The organism is Hydrococcus rivularis NIES-593 (genome assembly GCF_001904635.1).
Lineage (GTDB): Bacteria > Cyanobacteriota > Cyanobacteriia > Cyanobacteriales > Microcystaceae > Hydrococcus > Hydrococcus rivularis.
Genome location: NZ_MRCB01000031.1, coordinates 24,799 through 42,257 on the forward strand (window position 1 = coordinate 24,799; position 17,459 = coordinate 42,257).

Annotated in this window: 17 protein-coding genes and 1 riboswitch; of the genes, 12 read left to right on the forward strand and 5 right to left on the reverse strand. The window is 43.8% G+C overall.

Going from position 1 to position 17,459, the window contains the following annotated elements; genetic code table 11:
• Window positions 1-53 precede the first annotated feature (53 nt).
• Window positions 54-1,055 carry a LysR family transcriptional regulator gene (locus NIES593_RS19125; RefSeq protein ID WP_073601097.1) on the reverse strand — a complete coding sequence of 334 codons (1,002 nt, stop codon included), beginning with the start codon at window positions 1,053-1,055 and terminating at the stop codon, window positions 54-56.
• Window positions 1,056-1,343: 288 nt separating this feature from the next.
• On the opposite strand from NIES593_RS19125, the gene NIES593_RS19130 reads away from it, so the two are divergent.
• Window positions 1,344-2,060, forward strand: a complete 717-nt coding sequence (locus NIES593_RS19130) for an NnrU family protein (RefSeq protein ID WP_073601098.1) — start codon at window positions 1,344-1,346, stop codon at window positions 2,058-2,060.
• Window positions 2,061-2,274: 214 nt separating this feature from the next.
• Window positions 2,275-2,616: a thioredoxin family protein gene (locus NIES593_RS19135; RefSeq protein ID WP_073601099.1), complete on the forward strand. Its 342-nt coding sequence runs from the start codon at window positions 2,275-2,277 to the stop codon at window positions 2,614-2,616.
• Window positions 2,617-2,689: 73 nt separating this feature from the next.
• Here NIES593_RS19135 and NIES593_RS19140 read toward each other — a convergent pair whose 3' ends face one another.
• From NIES593_RS19140 to NIES593_RS19150, 3 genes are all read right to left on the reverse strand, one after another.
• Entirely contained in the window at window positions 2,690-4,456 is a 1,767-nt protein-coding gene (locus NIES593_RS19140) for a hypothetical protein (RefSeq protein WP_073601100.1), read from the reverse strand.
• A gap of 80 nt (window positions 4,457-4,536) precedes the next feature.
• Window positions 4,537-4,758: a hypothetical protein gene (locus NIES593_RS19145; protein ID WP_073601101.1), complete on the reverse strand. Its 222-nt coding sequence runs from the start codon at window positions 4,756-4,758 to the stop codon at window positions 4,537-4,539.
• Between the two features lie 95 nt (window positions 4,759-4,853).
• A complete protein-coding gene (locus NIES593_RS19150; protein WP_073601102.1) occupies window positions 4,854-5,804 on the reverse strand; it encodes an ABC transporter ATP-binding protein in 951 nt (316 codons plus the stop codon).
• A gap of 335 nt (window positions 5,805-6,139) precedes the next feature.
• On the opposite strand from NIES593_RS19150, the gene NIES593_RS19155 reads away from it, so the two are divergent.
• The 10 genes from NIES593_RS19155 (at window position 6,140) to NIES593_RS19215 (ending at window position 16,508) form a co-directional block, all read left to right on the forward strand.
• Window positions 6,140-6,763 carry a hypothetical protein gene (locus NIES593_RS19155; RefSeq protein ID WP_073601103.1) on the forward strand — a complete coding sequence of 208 codons (624 nt, stop codon included), beginning with the start codon at window positions 6,140-6,142 and terminating at the stop codon, window positions 6,761-6,763.
• 35 nt (window positions 6,764-6,798) lie between these two features.
• Window positions 6,799-8,886 carry a BON domain-containing protein gene (locus NIES593_RS19160; protein WP_175561178.1) on the forward strand — a complete coding sequence of 696 codons (2,088 nt, stop codon included), beginning with the start codon at window positions 6,799-6,801 and terminating at the stop codon, window positions 8,884-8,886.
• Between the two features lie 136 nt (window positions 8,887-9,022).
• Window positions 9,023-9,565 carry a Rab family GTPase gene (locus NIES593_RS19165; protein WP_073601104.1) on the forward strand — a complete coding sequence of 181 codons (543 nt, stop codon included), beginning with the start codon at window positions 9,023-9,025 and terminating at the stop codon, window positions 9,563-9,565.
• A gap of 24 nt (window positions 9,566-9,589) precedes the next feature.
• A complete protein-coding gene (locus tag NIES593_RS19170) occupies window positions 9,590-11,791 on the forward strand; it encodes an EAL domain-containing protein (protein WP_073601105.1) in 2,202 nt (733 codons plus the stop codon).
• An 81-nt stretch (window positions 11,792-11,872) separates the two neighbouring features.
• Window positions 11,873-12,002: riboswitch (cyclic di-AMP (ydaO/yuaA leader) on the forward strand.
• A gap of 408 nt (window positions 12,003-12,410) precedes the next feature.
• The gene (locus tag NIES593_RS19185) at window positions 12,411-13,748 is read left to right on the forward strand and encodes an ArsB/NhaD family transporter (RefSeq protein ID WP_073601130.1); all 1,338 of its coding nucleotides are present in this window, start codon (window positions 12,411-12,413) and stop codon (window positions 13,746-13,748) included.
• Window positions 13,749-13,761: 13 nt separating this feature from the next.
• On the forward strand, window positions 13,762-14,358 hold the full coding sequence (locus NIES593_RS19190; RefSeq protein ID WP_073601108.1) for an exopolysaccharide biosynthesis protein: 597 nt from the start codon (window positions 13,762-13,764) through the stop codon (window positions 14,356-14,358).
• 226 nt (window positions 14,359-14,584) lie between these two features.
• Window positions 14,585-15,136, forward strand: coding sequence for a Uma2 family endonuclease (locus NIES593_RS19200; protein ID WP_073601110.1), 552 nt, complete (start codon window positions 14,585-14,587; stop codon window positions 15,134-15,136).
• Window positions 15,137-15,406: 270 nt separating this feature from the next.
• On the forward strand, window positions 15,407-15,622 hold the full coding sequence (locus NIES593_RS19205; RefSeq protein ID WP_073601111.1) for a hypothetical protein: 216 nt from the start codon (window positions 15,407-15,409) through the stop codon (window positions 15,620-15,622).
• Window positions 15,623-15,939: 317 nt separating this feature from the next.
• Window positions 15,940-16,149, forward strand: a complete 210-nt coding sequence (gene psb35, locus NIES593_RS19210; RefSeq protein ID WP_073601112.1) for a photosystem II assembly protein Psb35 — start codon at window positions 15,940-15,942, stop codon at window positions 16,147-16,149.
• Between the two features lie 44 nt (window positions 16,150-16,193).
• Window positions 16,194-16,508, forward strand: a complete 315-nt coding sequence (locus tag NIES593_RS19215) for a hypothetical protein (RefSeq protein ID WP_073601113.1) — start codon at window positions 16,194-16,196, stop codon at window positions 16,506-16,508.
• A 102-nt stretch (window positions 16,509-16,610) separates the two neighbouring features.
• Here the strand turns inward: NIES593_RS19215 and NIES593_RS19220 are convergent, their stop codons facing one another.
• A complete protein-coding gene (locus tag NIES593_RS19220) occupies window positions 16,611-17,444 on the reverse strand; it encodes a transglutaminase-like domain-containing protein (RefSeq protein ID WP_073601114.1) in 834 nt (277 codons plus the stop codon).
• Window positions 17,445-17,459: the final 15 nt, after the last annotated feature.

A 17,459-nucleotide genomic window follows, 5' to 3' on the forward strand; every position in this document is an offset into this window, starting at 1 on the left:
GTTATCCTATTACCGATCAATTGTGAACTGTGAACCGATAAATGCCAATTAACTCAACTTCCTGCCCCATTGGCAGCTACTTCTTTGTAATGCTCGCTATCGTGGGATAGCCGTTCGATATTCAAATACTCTGGGTGACTAGAAAACTGAGGCAGTACCTCCCGGATAAATGCTTCTGCTGCTTTAGAACGGTAGCGATTGGGATTGATCGCCACAGAGAGGGTTCGTCTGACTTCAACGTCTTTGATAGGGGCAATGTGAAGTACGCCCATTTGTAATTCTTTCTCAATAGCTGTCACGGAGACGAAGGCAGCACCCAATCCGGCTTGAACGGCATTTTTAATCGCTTCAATAGAATTCAGTTCCATTTCGACTTTTAAACGCTTGGTATCAATATCGCAGCGACTCAAAACTTTATCGATAACTTTACGAATGGTCGATTGTGAATCTAGGGTAATAAATTTGAGTTTATACAAATCTTCTTTTTGAATCGTGTCCACTTTTGCCAGGGGATGAAAAACGGGGAGGATTAGCGCCAATTCATCTTCGGCATAGGGAACGATTTTAAGGGTTTCTTGGAGTTCTGGGGGAACCTCACCGCCGATGATTGCCAGATCGACTTGTCCGTTGGCTACTCCCCAGGAGGTACGCCGCGTCGAGTGAACTTGCAATTGAACCGTAACATCGGGATATTTTTGCCGAAATACTCCGATCATGCGCGGCAGCAAGTAAGTTCCCGTCGTTTGAGACGCACCGACGATTAAGGTACCTCCCTGAAGATTTTGCAAATCTTCGATCGCCCGACAAGTTTCCTGGCAAAGGGTGATGATTTTCTCTCCGTAGCTGAGTAGCAAGTACCCGGCTTCTGTTAGTTGGGCTTTGCGTCCGCCGCGATCGAACAGCGGGACGTTCAATTGTTTTTCGAGATTCTGAACTTGCAAGCTAACGGCAGGTTGGGAAACATACAGAGTATCGGCGGCTCTCTTAAAACTTCCCTCAGCGGCGATCGCTTTAAGAATCCGAAGTTGATCTAAAGTAAAAGGAATGTCAGACATAGAACATTTGAAACAGAGAATATGGAGTCAGCAGACAACCAACAACCACAAAACTAATGGCTCTACACAATTGAGCGAGTCTAGCAGAATCGAATTGGCTGCTATCTGGCAGGACAGTTAGCCCGACTCAATAACAGATAGCGTTTTACTTATTGCACTTCCTTGGCGAGAAGGATTTTACTTGACAGTAGCATAATAAGGGGATCAAATTTCCTTTAGGATAATGAATAAGTAAAACGTAACAAAGAACTATCTTTAATTTATCTATAGATCTATAGATAGAAATTAATGGTTAACTGGGATTGGTTGACATCGAGTCATTGGGTTATGTTGGGATTGCTGTTGGGATTTGCGATTGCCCACAGCGGTTTAGCGGCTTTGCGACCTTGGGGAGAACGAAAAATTGGGGCTAGACTCTATCGCGTATTTTTTGCGCTAGTCAGTATCCCGCTAGCAACTATTCTCATTATCTACTTTTTCAATCATCGCTATGACGGTTTAATTCTTTGGCAGGTACAAAACGTGCCGGGAATATCGGTTTTGGTCTGGATAATGTCGGCGATTTCTTTTCTCTTTCTCTATCCCGCTACCTTTAATTTGCTTGAAATTGCTGCTATCCAAAAGCCTCAAGTTCATCTTTACGAAACCGGAATTATTCGGATTACTCGTCACCCCCAAATGGTTGGGCAAGTTATCTGGTGTATCGCGCATACTCTATGGGTGGGAACGAGTTTTACGCTGGTGACTTCTCTGGGACTGATCGCCCATCACTTGTTCGCCGTTTGGCACGGGGATCGTCGCCTATATCAACGCTACGGCGAAGCCTTTGTTGCTGTCAAGGAAAGAACTTCAATAATTCCCTTTCTTGCCATTTTCGACGGTCGTCAAACTCTTAAATGGCAGGAATTTCTTCGTCCAGCCTATCTAGGCGTTCTTGGATTTGTCCTGCTATTTTGGTGGGGACATCCTTGGCTAATTCTAGCAACAGCTAGAATTAATTGGTGATTTTGGCAAAATTTTCCCCAGTTAGTCGAACTTATAATACAGTGTTTTACATAGTAAAACCCAAAATTTGAGGCTAAGCCAATAAAAATGAGTGAATTTGCCGATCTTAATGCAATTGCTGAAAATAGTTTTGCCAAGCGATCCCAATTGGTTGTAACATGATTCAAAGTCTTAAATCAAAACTTAAATCTTTCGATAACAAATTTTTTCGATCGTGATGCTGTCAGCAAATGAAAAAACTTTTTCTAAAGTCGTTTTAGAGTCTTCTCAACCCGTTCTCGTTCATTTTTGGGCGCCTTGGTGCGGTTTATGCCGTTTAATCGTGCCCTCACTGCTTAAATTCCAGTCAGAATCAGCCGGACAGATGCAATTAGTGGGAATCAATGCCGATGACAATCTCAAATTAGCCAATACTTATCGTCTTAAAAGTCTACCAACGCTGATTCTCTTTGAAAAAGGACAGATAGTTTACCGACTTGAGGGTTTTAATGGACGCGACGAACTACAGCGAAATCTAAATTTGCTTGCATCTAATTTTTGGGTTAAATCTGCTTAACAAGTAAAAAGGAAAAAGAGAATCCCCCGAACGATCGCGAAATGGAGTCGGGGGAGTGTCAAACACGGCAGTACTAAAAACTAGCGATCGCCCGCTTGTAAGAGTCAGACAAAAAAGCTTTTGTCTCCGACTCGGCAGCTTTTCGCAACTGTCTGGTCATCTGGAAGCTAACCAGTCCGATCGCCAGCCATTGCCCCAACAGCGACAGGAAAAGCGTCGTCGTGCTGACGTAATCGACTGCCCAGACTGAAGCTAGAGAAAAGAGGCCGAATGCAGCCGTTCTGCCCGGTTCGCCGCCGCTAAAGAGAGCCATAATGGCTAAAGGCAAGAAAATCAGCACGGTGACCGTCGCCGATGCCCAAACCGTTCTTTTTTGACTCTTCATCATTAGCATCAGTTGAGCGATGGCGGCGTAAATCAGGATCGTCCCTAAATTGAGCAGCACGCCTGCTAGAAGGCGAAGTTTGTGGTCTTCGAGGGGAAATAAAAACAGCGAAGGGGAGATAAAAGCCATGACAATTAATAAATTCAGCGCGATCGCAACGGTAGAAGGACTTTTATCTCCCCAAATTAATTCTTTGAGCAAGTTGCGGCGATCTCGACTCATCTGATGGCGATATCTTACCCAATCTTGCAGTGTCTGGCGATGGGGACTCAAACCTGCCATCAAAAGCAAGAACAGAAGTAACACAAAAGCTTGCAACATGAAGAAGTTCTCGTAGAGTCGGTAGGATTCGGTCGTTTGTAAAGTAAATCCGAGAATAGTTGCTGCAAAACAGCCAGAGATCGCATAACTCTGTCCCTTACTCCACAACGTAGCTAGTTGATTGTGGAAACGGCGTTTTAGTCCCTGTCCGATCCAGTAAATCCACAATCCATAGTTGACAAGCATAAAGCCAACGCCAGTCCAAACATTACGCCAAAGCGATTGCCCGTACCAAAGCAAATTGCTTAACCCCCCAGTTCCCGATTGGTAGCCACTTTCTAAAGCTAAATAGCCAACTGTTTTTGGCGGGAGAAAGGTAGCATGAACCAGATAGGGCAGGACAGTACCGGGATAAAGTAAAGCTAACCAATCAAAAGGAGTGTGAGTTGCTACAGTCCCTAACCTAACAAAATTCGTTAAGCACGACAGGAAAAACAAAACAACCCCGCTACCCAACCAAGCTTGAAAACCTCCCAACCCAGTCGTAACGAGTCCGAACAACAAAGCAGCACTCCAGAAGAAAACGCAGCTTGTTGCTAAAACGCCATAGAAACCCAAGATCGCTCCTAACGGAATGCGTGCGGACAATCCTGCAACTAGGTGCAAAGGCAGTGCCAGTCCTACTGCTAGGCACAATACCACTGGCACCCCTAGCATTTTCCCCAAGAGAATAGTTTTGGCAGACTGAGGACTGAGGCGGATAAAATTGAGCGTTCCCCGCCTCTGTTCCTGAGACAAGTCAGCAATGAGCATCCAGGTTCCTGCTGCCAGTAAAGCAAAAATGGCGATGAAACTCAAACAGACAAATATATCTAGCCACCACAGTTGCCAGTTGAGCATCCAGTTGCCCAGCAAGTCTTTGACGCAGAAGTTGTCGATACTGTAGGGATAGGGAGTGTAGCCATTCCAATCTATCGGGGGACTGCCAATGCAGTAGCGATTGAATAGATCGTTTGTTGTTAGGTTGGCACTAACCGCAGGAAGAGATGCTCGATAGTAGAAATAGACTAATAGCTGTACTACCAGAGAAATTCCAGAAGCGATGACGAGATTGCGAGGTTGCAATCGTCCTTTGAGTTCTCGAAACAGTTGAGGATTGATCTCGCCCAAGCGATCGATTAACGTTGATATCATTGTTTGCTATTCCTCACGACTAGAAAAATAACCATCTAAAAAAGACACAAAGCGAAGGGTTCTCTATCTGCGATCGCTAGTTACTGGTAATAGTTTCCTTGAGACAGCAAAGCTTTTGTGCCTGACTCCCCTACTTTTTGCAACTGTTGAGTCATTAGGAAACCCAGTAAAGTAATAACCATTGACAGACAAACCATCGTTGTCGTGACAGATTCGGTTGCTACTCCTGGAAGACACGAGAGCAACCAAACCCAGGTTAACTCATTTGTATTAGTTTCTTTCAATAGAGATGCAATATTCATATCATTAGACCTCCTGAATAAATGTTTTTTTCTTACGCCAAGACGCAAAGACGCAAAGGATTCCGCTAAGTTAATGACTTTTGCAAAAAGTTTATTTAAGAAACTTGCTTGTGTCCGAGTTTGAGAAAAATAGATTCCAAATCTTCGGCGGTACAGTGAAACTCTTTTAGAGAAATTCCCGCAGCGACAAGCGATCGCAACAGTTCGGCACTCTCTTCATCTCCTCCAGAAAAATCGACTCGCAAACTATTTTTTTGAGACAAAACTTCCCAACCTTCTACGCAGGGATGATTTTTTAACTCTCCCTTTAGCGCCTCTAAATCTCCCAACGTTGAGATAACAATTTGCTGGCGCGATAGACGCTTATATAACTCTTGTAGCGAAGCACTTTCGACCAGAAAACCCAGTTCCATAATCCCCACCGAAGAACATAATTCTGCGAGATCGCTAAGAACGTGGGAAGAAATTAAAATGGTCATGCCTGCTGCTTGCAAAACCTTGATAATTTCCCGAAACTGCATCCGTGCAATGGGATCTAAACCAGAAACGGGTTCGTCTAGTAACAATAAAATCGGTTCGTGAATAATCGTGCGTGCCAAACTCAGGCGTTGCTTCATTCCCCGCGAGAGAGTGGCAATGAGACTGTGACGCTTGCTGGTTAGTTGAACTAATTCCAGCACTTCCTGCAAGCGACGGCGACGATGAGGCTGCCTGAGTCGATAAAGTCGTGCGAAGTAGTCTAAATAATCCCAAACCGTCAGATCGTCGTATAAAGGGAAGTCGTCGGGAAGATAACCGAGGCGCTGTTTCAGTCGAGGATTGCTGTCATCGCGCAGCAAGCGATCGCCGTGGATATAGATTTCTCCTATCGTCGGTTCCTCTGCTGCTGCTAGCATTCGGATCAGAGTGGTTTTTCCGGCACCATTAGGACCGATCAGTCCGTAAACTTCTCCACTCTCGACCCGTAATTCTATGTTATTGACTGCGATGTGCCGATCGAATTGTTTGGTCAGTCCATAGGTTGCGATCGCCAGTTCCCGTTCCATCCAACTTTCCTCTAAAAAGGTTGAAATATGCCAACTGAATCGATTACAGCCAGCTTAGCCTTTTCTTCAACGACTTGTTAGAGAATTTCCAAAATTGAAACGATCGGGAGTCGTAGAGATGTTCCCTAAAACGTCCCTACTCGAAACAAAAATTTATGAAAATTATACGTTCAGAAGACTAATGTAAGCATTGGCTAGAGAGATTATACGATCGGAATTTGACAATATTGAGCAATTGTGTCTGTGTTAGTGTTAAATAACATACCCTAAACTTAGGTGTTGATAAAAGTTATACACTTTGCCTCCCAAGTTATACGCGATGGAGACTAACACAGATGAGTGACATTGCCAAAGAACAGATGAGAGACAGACTGGGCAACATAGACCAAATTCGCAATTTATTATTCGGAAAACAGATTGAAGAATACGAACAACGATTTAAAAGTTGCGATCGCCGCCTCGACAGGCTTGAATCAGAACTAGCCAGTTTTCAATCAGAAATGCGCGATCGCCTTACTCAGCTTCAAGAATCTCTCTCTAGTGAAATCCGCTCTGGGCTTGATTCTCTTGAGAAGAAACTTAAGTATCTTAGCTTAACAACTCACGAAGAAACTAGCAAACTTCAACAGGCAGTTAACTTGACCAATCAAAAACTCTCTCAGGGAGTTGAATCTTTGGATAGAAAAGTTAACCATCAAGCTAATTTTTTAAAAAATGAAATGACTCAAACTAGAGAAAAATTAGAAGGAGAGTTTCAATCATTAAAAACACAAATTTTTGCCGAACTTGAGAAAGGAATGTCAGAACTCAAAGATAGTAAAGTTTCTCGCGTAGATTTAGCAGAAGTTTTATTTGAATTATGTCTAAAGATTAAAGGAGCTGAATTCATTCCCAACCTAAAAGAAGCGGCAGAAAATCACGTTCAAGCAGAGTTTTTGTTGCCAGAGCAATCCCATTAATCTGAGCGACGGAAAGCGAGATCGGGAAGCAGGATATGGCGCGATCGCAAGAAAATTCGTCTAGTAAAAAATCTGAATCCGCTAACTCCAATCCAGAAGCAACAGACTCGTTAGAGGAGTTAATTGCTTTACTGAGGAATCTGGGATTAGCAAAGGAGGATTTAACTAAGTTTTCTACTTCTTCAAAACAACAAGCCAAACAACAGTCTCAGTCAAATCCCTCAACTCCTCCCCCAGAGGATCCCGACTTATTATCTTTGCATCGGGCAGTCGTCGAGCTAAAAGAAAAGTTAGAAAGTCTAGAAAATCAAATTTACGAACCAACAGATTTAATTAATCCCCTTCTTCCCTTAATTACAGAACTGCTCAATCTTAGATCGATAGAATCGCAAGAATCCCTGCTCAAAGCTCTCATTCCGATTATTGACGAGGCAATTAAACAGCGATCCGGGCAGGATTTCCAAAAAATGGGAGAGGCAATTGCCCCCGTTCTCCCAACGGCAATTGCCCACGAAATTAAAAATTCGCCCACAGAAATCGCCAAAGCGATCGCGCCAGAAATGGCGATCGCCATACAAGAACAAATTCGACTCGATCCCGATGCGATCGCAACGACTCTGGGACCGCAAATGGGCGAAGCGATCAAAAATCAAATCAAGGTCGAACAAAATGCGATGGTAGATGCCCTCTATCCCGTCATCGGCAGAACTATCTCTAAATACATGGTCGAACTCGTTAAATCCATCAACGAAAAAGTCGAATCGGCTTTTAGTTTTGAGGGAATCAAACGCAAAATTCGCGCCCAGCTTCAAGGTGTCTCAGAAGCCGAACTGATTCTCCAAGAAGCGATTAACTATGAAGTGCAGGCAGTTTTTCTGATTCACAAAGCGTCGGGTTTAGTCATCCGCGAACTTCATCCATCCTTAGAGTTGAGGCTGGAAGCCGATATGTTGGCGGGGTTGCTAACGGCTATCCGCAGCTTTGTTAACGAATGTATCGTACAGCAAGGAGAAGTCTCCGAACTCAACCAAATCGAATACGATGCCTCCACAATCGTTCTAGAAGTTGCGGGCTACTGCTACATCGCCGCCGTCATCCGGGGTTCGCCCTCTAAACGGTACATGCAAAAGCTCCGAAAAACTCTCGGTAAGATTGTCCTCAAGTACGGCAAGCTCATCGCTGCCTACAATGGCGATCCCGCAATGATTCCCAATTCTATAGAACCGCTGCTGGAAAAGTTAACGAGAACCGAAGCACAAGAGAAAGCCTCTAAGCCGCCCTATGCACTGTTAGCGATCCTGGGTGCCATAATTTTCTTCTGGGGATTCGTACTCTATCGAGGTAGCGTTGCCAATCGCATCGAAGCTAAAACCAGTGCTGCTTTGGATGCTGCGCCAGAACTATCCATCTATCGGATCTCTCCTGAGATGCATTGGGGTAAATTAACGCTCGCCGGAAGAGTTCCCAATCAAGATCTAAAAGACAAAGCCGGAAAAATCGCCAGCCAAGTCGCACCAAATCTTAAAATAGACAATCAAATTATCGCTGTAGAAGTCCCAGCCGATCCCGTACTAACCGCAGGAGAGATAGAAAGAGTCACCTGGATTTTTAATCAAAAAGAAGGCGTGGCGATTACTGCCCATCACGATTACAACACCAAGACAGTCGCAGTTGAAGGCCTCGTCCCCGATCGCAGCGCAGCCGAACAAATTACCCAGGCATTCAAAAAGATTCCAGGCGTTGAAACCGTCACCAATACAGTACAGATCCGACCGATTCTTGAGACTCGCATTTACTTTGAATCGGGTTCGACTAAATATAGTTCTCCAGACACCGCCGATCGCCTCAGAGCCATTCGGCTATTTCTCGATCGCAATCCAGGGGTTCATCTGAGAATTATCGGTCATACCGATTATACGGGATACCAACCTAAAAATCAGGAGTTGGGCATCCAACGCGCTCGCGTTGTGCAACAGGCATTGATTGCCGAGCAAATCGAGCCTTCTCGATTGCACGTTTCTGACAGTGCCGAACTTCCCCCCGGCGTTACTCCAGATCGACCTCTATGGTTAAGCCGTTGCGTCCGATTTGAAGTCTTTATTCCTTCCCCAGGCGATCGCTAAAAGACCATCCGTGCTAATTTGGAGCTTTAGATATGCGGACTCGATAAAATAAAAAAATTACGGGAATTTTCTCATCTTAAGACGATATGCAAGTTAAACTTTTATAAGTTTATAAAAGTTTTATCTGATTGTTGATATGTCCGTCATCTCTAAAAAGATTTGTTTTATTGGCGACTACGGGGTTGGCAAAACGAGTTTAATTCGTCGTTTTGTAGACCGACAGTTTAGCGATCAATATTTGTCAACGCTTGGGGTAAAAATTTCGCGAAAGCTAGTCGAAATACCAACTCCGAAAGGGATAGAACGGCAAAAAGTCCAATTGCTGATCTGGGATCTCGAAGGACGAACCAAATTTCATGCGATTACTTCGAGTTATTTGCAAGGAGCAACCGGAGCGATTATTGTCGCCGATCTCAATCGTCGGGATACGATCGCACGCATCCAAGAACACGTCGAGTTGGTGTCTTGTGCCAATCCCAGAGGAATCAGCGCGATCGTAGCCTTGAATAAATCGGATCTTATTGATGGAGACGGGTTGGAAAATCTCTCTGAGATCGCTCGATTTCAAGACCATTCTCACATTCTCCCCACCTATATCACTTCTGCTAGGACGGGCGAAAACGTCGATGAAATGTTCCAAAAATTAGCCCACCGTATGTTAGAAGGCGTAACTGCATAGTCGAGTAACCTCAGCTGTATCTTTATGACCGTAGACAAGGCGATCGACAAAACCCCCCCGATTGTTTCTGCCCAAGCGTCAGTAAAAGAAGCGATCGCGCTGATGAAACAAACGCAAGTCGGTTGCGTCTTGCTCGTCGAGCAGCAAAAGTTAGTCGGGATTTTGAGCGAACGAGATGTCCTCAAATTAATCGACTCAAGACAAGATTGGCAAGAGATCGCGATCGCCCAAGTCATGACTCAAAACTTGGTTACGCTTCCCGTCAAGGATGTAGCGGATCTTTCCTCCCTACTGCACCCATTGCGCCAGCATTGCCTCGAATATCTGCCCATTGTGACGGAAGATAATCGAGTTTTCGGTCTCGTTACCCGTGCGACCATCCTACAAAGCTTACCGCCTAAAATCGCCGAAGCGATCGATACTAGTGCCCGACTCAAGCAAGAACTAGAAGCTTATCGGGAGATAGAAGAAGAACTGCGGATAAACGAACAAGCACTGCAACTCAACCAAAATCGCTTAGATAGCATCCTCAGTTCGATTGAAGATGTCGTTTGGTCGATAGAACCCTATAGCTTGCAGTTACTTTTCCTCAACACGGCAGTCGAGCAAGTTTATGGTCGCAAGCTGGCAGAGTTTATTGAGAACATCGAACTGTGGCGAGAAGTTATTCATCCAGAAGATAAAGAACGGGTAGAAGAGGCACTCAATGCCTTGTACTCCACTGGCAGAGAAGAATTAGAATACCGAATTTTATTACCCGACGGCGAGAGCCGCTGGATTCGCGTTCGCGCTCGTCTAATTACCGATGAAGAGGGCACGCCTATCCGCATTAATGGCATTACTACCGACATCACAGAGCGTCACAAAATTCAGGAGCAATTGCGGCACGATGCCTTTCACGATGGACTGACAGGTTTACCCAACCGGAATTTGTTGATCGATCGCCTCAAGCAAACCATTCGCCGCAGTCAACGACGAGATGACTATCGCTTTGCCTTGCTCTTTTTAGACCTCGATCGCTTTAAGATTATTAACGACAGTCTCGGTCACGTATTCGGCGATCGCCTCTTGGTTTCCGTCGCCCATCGCCTGGAAAAATGTCAGCGTGCCGGAGATACAGTGGCTCGTTTTGGAGGCGATGAATTTGTCATTTTGCTTGAGGAAATAGCCGATGCGAACGACGCGATTCAAATCGCCAATCGCGTCCAAAATGCCTTAAAAACACCCATTCTTATTGATAATCAGGAAATATTCGTCGCCGCTAGCATTGGCATCGTCATCGGCAATTCTAGGACTTATCCCAATCCCGAACAAGTGACCGATCTGTTACGAGACGCGGATATCGCCATGTATCGGGCTAAGAGTCGCAGTCAGGGAAACTACGAAGTATTCGATCCCTCGATGTATACTTATGCTCTCAAGCGATTGCAGTTAGAAAATGACCTGCGCCGAGCGATCGTTCGTACGACTTCGCCAGAGGCAACACAGCCGGAATTTTCCGTTTACTATCAGCCAATTTTTTCGATTGCAACTCAGCAAATTGAAGGCTTCGAGGCGCTGGTGCGCTGGCAACACCCAGAAAAAGGGACGATCTCGCCAGTCGATTTTATCGCGATCGCAGAAGAAACGGGGTTAATCGTCCCTCTCGATCGCTGGGTTTTAAAGACGGCTTGCTACCAGTTACGCGCTTGGCAAGCACAATTTCCAATGCCCGCACCGCTGACTATGAGCGTCAATCTCTCTGGCAAGCATTTTTACCAGCCCGGTTTAATCGAATTCCTCGATAGCGTTCTTGAGGAAACGGGTCTAGACGGCAGTACTTTGAAGTTAGAGATCACTGAAAGCATCGTGATTGAAAATACCGAAGCGGCAGCAGTTATGCTCAAGCAGTTGAGGGATCGCAAGGTTCAAGCCTGCCTCGATGATTTTGGAACGGGCTATTCATCTTTAAGTTATCTGCACAGTTTCCCGTTTAATACGTTAAAGATCGATCGCTCCTTCATCAAACAATTAGGCATGGAAGAAGAGAATGATGAAATCGTCAAGGCGATCGTTAATTTGGGTTTAATCCTGAGAATGAACGTCGTTGCCGAAGGCGTAGAAACCCCAGAACAAGTAGCGCAATTGAAAGACTTGAACTGTCATTACGGGCAAGGGTATTGGTTCTCCAGACCGATGAACGGTGAAGCCATGACCGAGTTTTTGCTCGGCGCGATCGAGGGTTGACCTTAATATTATGCAGATTTTCAGAATGTGTTATTTTATTAGAAAGTTCAGAGTAAGTCAGCCTAATCCCTTGCGCGATCGTGCACAAAGTTGCTTGAAAGATCGAGCAGGAACGGGGGAACCAAACCTGGGGCGAACCTTAGAAGGTCAAGGGGGACATCTCTCAGTCCTAGCCCGTCAGCTAACCTCGTCGGCATTGAGAGGAGATTGAAGAGGCAGAATTTCAACTTTTGCCCTCATCAGCATTCCTGGTTGGTACTGCTCTGTGTTGTCGTACCTACTTTTAATAATTGAGGGTAGCTTATATGAACATGCTAACGCTTGCCATTGCAGGTCAAGGCGCGTGGAAACGTATAATCCGAATAGGGCGAGATTCTATTTCATTCGATGCATTGAAGTCAGCGATTTCCTGGGGAAGCGCTTTGCCGATCGCTAATCCTATTAATAAAATACTCATGCTACCCAGAGTTGTAATGATTTCTAAAGCAAATCGTTCGTCTAGTTTTATTAGTATCAAATAAATACTTAAACGGTTATTTATGCTGGTGGGACGCAAAGAATTTTTGGTTAAATAGTCCTCCGATATATGTTTTTGTCGATCTTACAGTTTGAGGGAGCAATGGAATTACACGCGATCGTTGCAGCTTCGGTTTTTACTGGTGTAATCGTCATCATTATGTTTGAGTGGTTACACCTGACAGTTGCTGCATTATTAGGCGCACTAATTTTAGTTTTTGCCCATGTTATGACCCTGCCAGAAGCGATTGGCTACATCAGCAAAAGTTATGCGACATTAGCCTTGTTTTTTGGGGTTATGGTCTTGGTTCGTGCTTTTGAACCGACTAAAATTTTTGAATATTTAGCCATGCAAATGGTGCTGATTGCTAAAGGTAGCGGGAAACTATTGCTTTTGGGAATCGTAGCTATTACTACGCCTATTTGTGCGGTTTTACCCAATGCTACTACGGTAATGCTATTAGCGCCTTTAATTCCCCCAATTGCTCAAGATATTGGTGTAGATTTTGTTCCTTTGCTCATCTTGATGGTATTTGTGGCTAACAGTGCTGGTTTATTGACGCTAGTAGGCGATCCGGCGACGTTTATCGTCGGAGATTCTGTCAATATTACCTTTACAGATTACCTAAAAAACTTGAGTTTAGGAGGCGTGTTAGCCGTTGTGTCTGTTGTTGCAATTATGCCTTTTTTATTCTCAAAAATTTGGCAGACTAAATTTGAAAATTTAGAGCAAATACCGCACCCAAAAATTAATCATCCCAGAGTATTAGCCGTGGGAGAAATAATTGTTTTATTCGTTCTCATCTTTTTTGTTATTGGCGAGGAGGCTTTGCCAATTCCTATTCCTCCCGCTGCCGTAGCATTATTAGGTGCAGCTTTAGCTTTGTTATTAGCTCATCAGACTAAAATCGATACCGTTCACAATATTTTGCGAGATGTAGATTGGAGTACTTTGCTCTTTTTTATGTCTATTTTTGTCTTGATTGGCGGACTAGAAAAAACAGGAATCGTTAGTAATTTATCGAGATTATTAGCAATAATTTTAGGACAAAATATTGCCTTGGGTGCGATTCTTTTAATCTTCGTTGTTGGGATATTATCCAGCGTCGTTCCTAATATTCCTTTGGTCGTAGCGATGGTTCCCTTACTCAAGGAGTACCTTGTCAATGTCGGATATGTCGGACAGGAAGTGCTCAATAATAATTTTGATGGGCAGTTGCCACCTGAAGTTTTACCGCTTTTCTACGCGATGATGTTTGGAGCAACGTTAGGAGGAAATGGAACGTTGGTCGGTGCTTCTTCTAACATTGTTGCAGCAGGAATTTCAGAACAACACGGGAAAGTTATTTCCTTCAAAACATTTCTGCAATATGGAATACCCGTAATGGGAGTGCAATTGCTAACATCAGCATTATATATCTTGATTTTTCATCTGATTTAGCAAAGCGCATCCCATGCATTTGAGGTTTTCTCAAGATATCGAGGCAATTTTAAAACGGTTAGCAACTCATCCGATAACGCTGCAAGATATTTTAGAGGAAACCTCCGAACGAGGATTTAGTTTAATAATTTTTCTGTTGGCTTTACCTTTTTTATTTCCCATGCCGCCTGGATTGCCAGGTATTATAGGTCCAGCATCGCTTTTATTAGCAGGGCAAATGGCATTGGGAAGGCATAAACCTTGGTTGCCGAGAAGAATTGCTCGTTTTCGCTTTCCTCAAAAGGTCGCACTGCAACTGCTATCCAAACTGAAACAAATTACTAAAATTATTGAAAAATTTATTCGTCCTCGATTGGCGATCGTAGCTAATAATCGCTATATTTGGAGAGTGAATGGACTTTTAATTGTATGGCTGACGATTTTGTTAATATTGCCAATTCCCGGTACTAATCCTTTGCCGACCATCGGTATTTTACTGCTGAGTGTAGCGACTTTGGAAGCCGATGGTTTATTAATGTGTATTGCCTATTTGTGGAGTATTTTGATTACTGGTTTGATTATCTTCCTTGGCTACTCCCTCCTGCGAACGTCTATTTTAATATTTAACTGAAGAATTCTAGTTGAGTGACAAAACGCAAATCGCCCTCACCCCAACCCCTCTCCCAGAGCGGGAGAGTGGCTCTCAACTTAAGACTTTGGACTNGAAGTCCCTTCGCCCCTTGTAGGAGAAGGGATTTAGGGATGAGGGGACAAAGATTTGTTTCACAGGTTGTCCCAAAAGTATAGAATATCATGTTGAGCGTAGCGATCGCGAAGCAAAAACTTAGTATACCAACATGACCGTAACCGTTGCTAAATGGACAATAGACGAGTATCATCGCATGATTGCAGCGGGGATATTAACCGACAGGCGCGTGGAACTGCTGAAGGGAGAAATTGTAGAGATGCCACCTGAAGGCGAATCCCACGCCTACTTTAGCACCGAAGCGGCGGAATATCTAATTCGGTTATTGGGCGATCGCGCTACGGTGAGATCGAGCAAACCGATTACGCTTCCTAACAACTCCGAACCCGAACCCGATCTTGCGATCGTGCAACGGTTGGGACGCGAATATCTAGAGCATCACCCTTATCCTGAAAATATTTTTTGGCTGATTGAATATTCGGATTCCAGCTTAGAGAAAGATTTAGAAACGAAAAGCAAAGTCTACGCCGAGGCTAATATCCTTGAGTACTGGGTAGTCAATCTTAAAAAGAGACAACTGATAGTATTTCGAGATCCTCAAGATGGAGAATATGGTTCAAAGTCTACGCTTACTGGAGGAATAGTTTATCCATTGGCATTCCCAAAGGTAGCTGTATCGGTAAATTCAATTGTTAGCACATAATCATATTTCTAATAAGGCAAGACTAAAGGCAGATGTATGGATCGAAACCGATCTGATTAACTGTCTATAAGCTAGTTGAGTGACAAAACGCAAATCGCCCTCACCCCAACCTCTCTCCCAGAGTGGGAGAGTGGCTCTCAACTTAAGACTTTGGACTGAAGTCCCTTCGCCCTTTGTGGGAGAAGGGATTTAAGGATGAGGGGACAAAGATTTGTCAGTCAACCAAGTCTATAAGCTAAAACTTGGATTGATTTATCGGGATTAAAAACAATGTCAGCAGCAAAACCACTTCAAGGAATAGAGTTAATTAACTGCGCTCAAGCTAATGCCAAGCTGGGTTTAGAAACCGCTACCTGGCAATGTGGATACGGTGATGATACCCAACTTTTTCTACAAAATCTTCAATTTGCTTGTCATAGAATTGGAATAGATATTGAGCACTTAAAAATCGGACGTTTCGATCGCGGAATGACAAATCGTTATTGAGTAGCCAGAAAATAAAAAATAGCGTTTTGGTCGATCTGTCCAAAGGTATAGCAATCCTAGTTGATTCATAAAAATTGTAGTGCGAGCGTCCCGCTCGCGCGGGCATCTTGCCCGCACACTGCTATAGAACTAAAAAAACTAGGTATTTAACTTATGTCTGTCTAAAGTTAGAGCGCGTTTTGTTAAGGATGCTTTTCACGCGATCGAGTTAATTAACTATTCCTTAGGATTGAAAAAAAGTCCTAAAAAAGGAAGATGTGCGAATAGCTGTAATTCCTATAATCTTGAGAAAGAAATGAAAATCAAGTGAAGGATTCATGCATTTGTTAATAGAAACTTACACCAATACTCCCCATTTTCCAGTGGCAGCAACATTGTCCTTGATAGTGGGATTTATTGCTGCTACAACGATTGGATCTATCGCTTGGTATAACTCTAAGCGTCCTGTAGGTTGGGAAAATAAAGAACGTCCCGATGTCGTACCCGAACTCGATACGTCCGATACAGTGCCAAAAATTGAGCAATAAAAAATTTATCTTCGATCGCAAACATTTTCTAGGAGAAATTTATCATGAAACCAGAAGCAAAAACTAACAAAAATTACGATGCGCATATCACTCCTGCTGAAACTGCGGCACGCGAGGAAAGAGAGGGAGAAAACTTCAAGAAAACCCCCGAACCAGAGAAAGAACTTGACACTACGGCAGGATATACTGTAGATAAAGAAGGACTCCTCAACAACTATGCGATCGAACCTGAAATGTATTATGAAGAACCTGGCGATCGCAGAGAAATCGAAGAAGCTGAAAAAGCCGAACGCGCTCAAGAGTTAAAAGAAATCAACGAAGAAGGCGGACAAGGTAGAAAAGGGCAGGGAATTATCTAAGTTTAATTGCCGGTGAGTGTAAATAGCTTCGTCTATGTCTGAGAGATTGATATGAAAGCCTAGTGCATGTGCTAGGCTTTTTAATTAAAAGATAAAAATTTTTCAAAGCGAACGAGTAGCGATCGCGTCGGTTGTAAATGTTGGAGATTTGCCCTCCAAACAATCAATAAAAACAGTCATGTCTTGCATTTGTGCTGCGCCAAAAATTGTCGCAAAAGAAATATCAGCAGCATCTCGTCCCGTACCGATGCGAATCATTCCCTCCAGAGGTGCAAGGCGAGTCGGATCGAATAGATACCAGCGATCGCCCAAATAAGCCTCAAAAACTGCATGGAAATCCGGCGGTTGTAGCTGATGTGAATATACTGACACAAATCGTGCAGGAATGTTTAAGGCACGACACAAAGCAATCCCCAAATGGGCAAAATCCCGACAAACTCCAGCTCTTTCCGTTACGATGTCGAAAGCAGAAGTCTGGGAATTTGTGCTTCCCGATAAGTAAGTAACATTGTCATAAATCCAGTTGCAGATTGCAGTGACTCTAGAATAGCCGGGTTGTAGCTTGCCAAATTCTTGTTGTGCCAAACGCATTAAGCGATCTGATTGGCAGTACCGCGACGGAAACAAATAATGCAACTTATCTAGAGGTAACTCCGCCGGCGCAACTTCAGCAATCGAGTTAGGATCTTCGTCAAGGTAAGATAGTTCGACAGTTGCCTGATAGGAAACTTGTAGATCGCCTTCTGGTGCATTTACCCGAAGATATCGGTTCTCAAGCACAGGAGAAATATATTCTTCATAATCTAGCGACGGTTCAAATTTTATGGTTTCCTGAAGAATATTTTGATAGTTGTTTTTAGCTGCACAAATATTGAAAATTAAAGTACTAGGTGTGGAAATACTGTAGTTTAGCTGACATCCAAGATTAAATTTCATAGACTGCGAACCGTT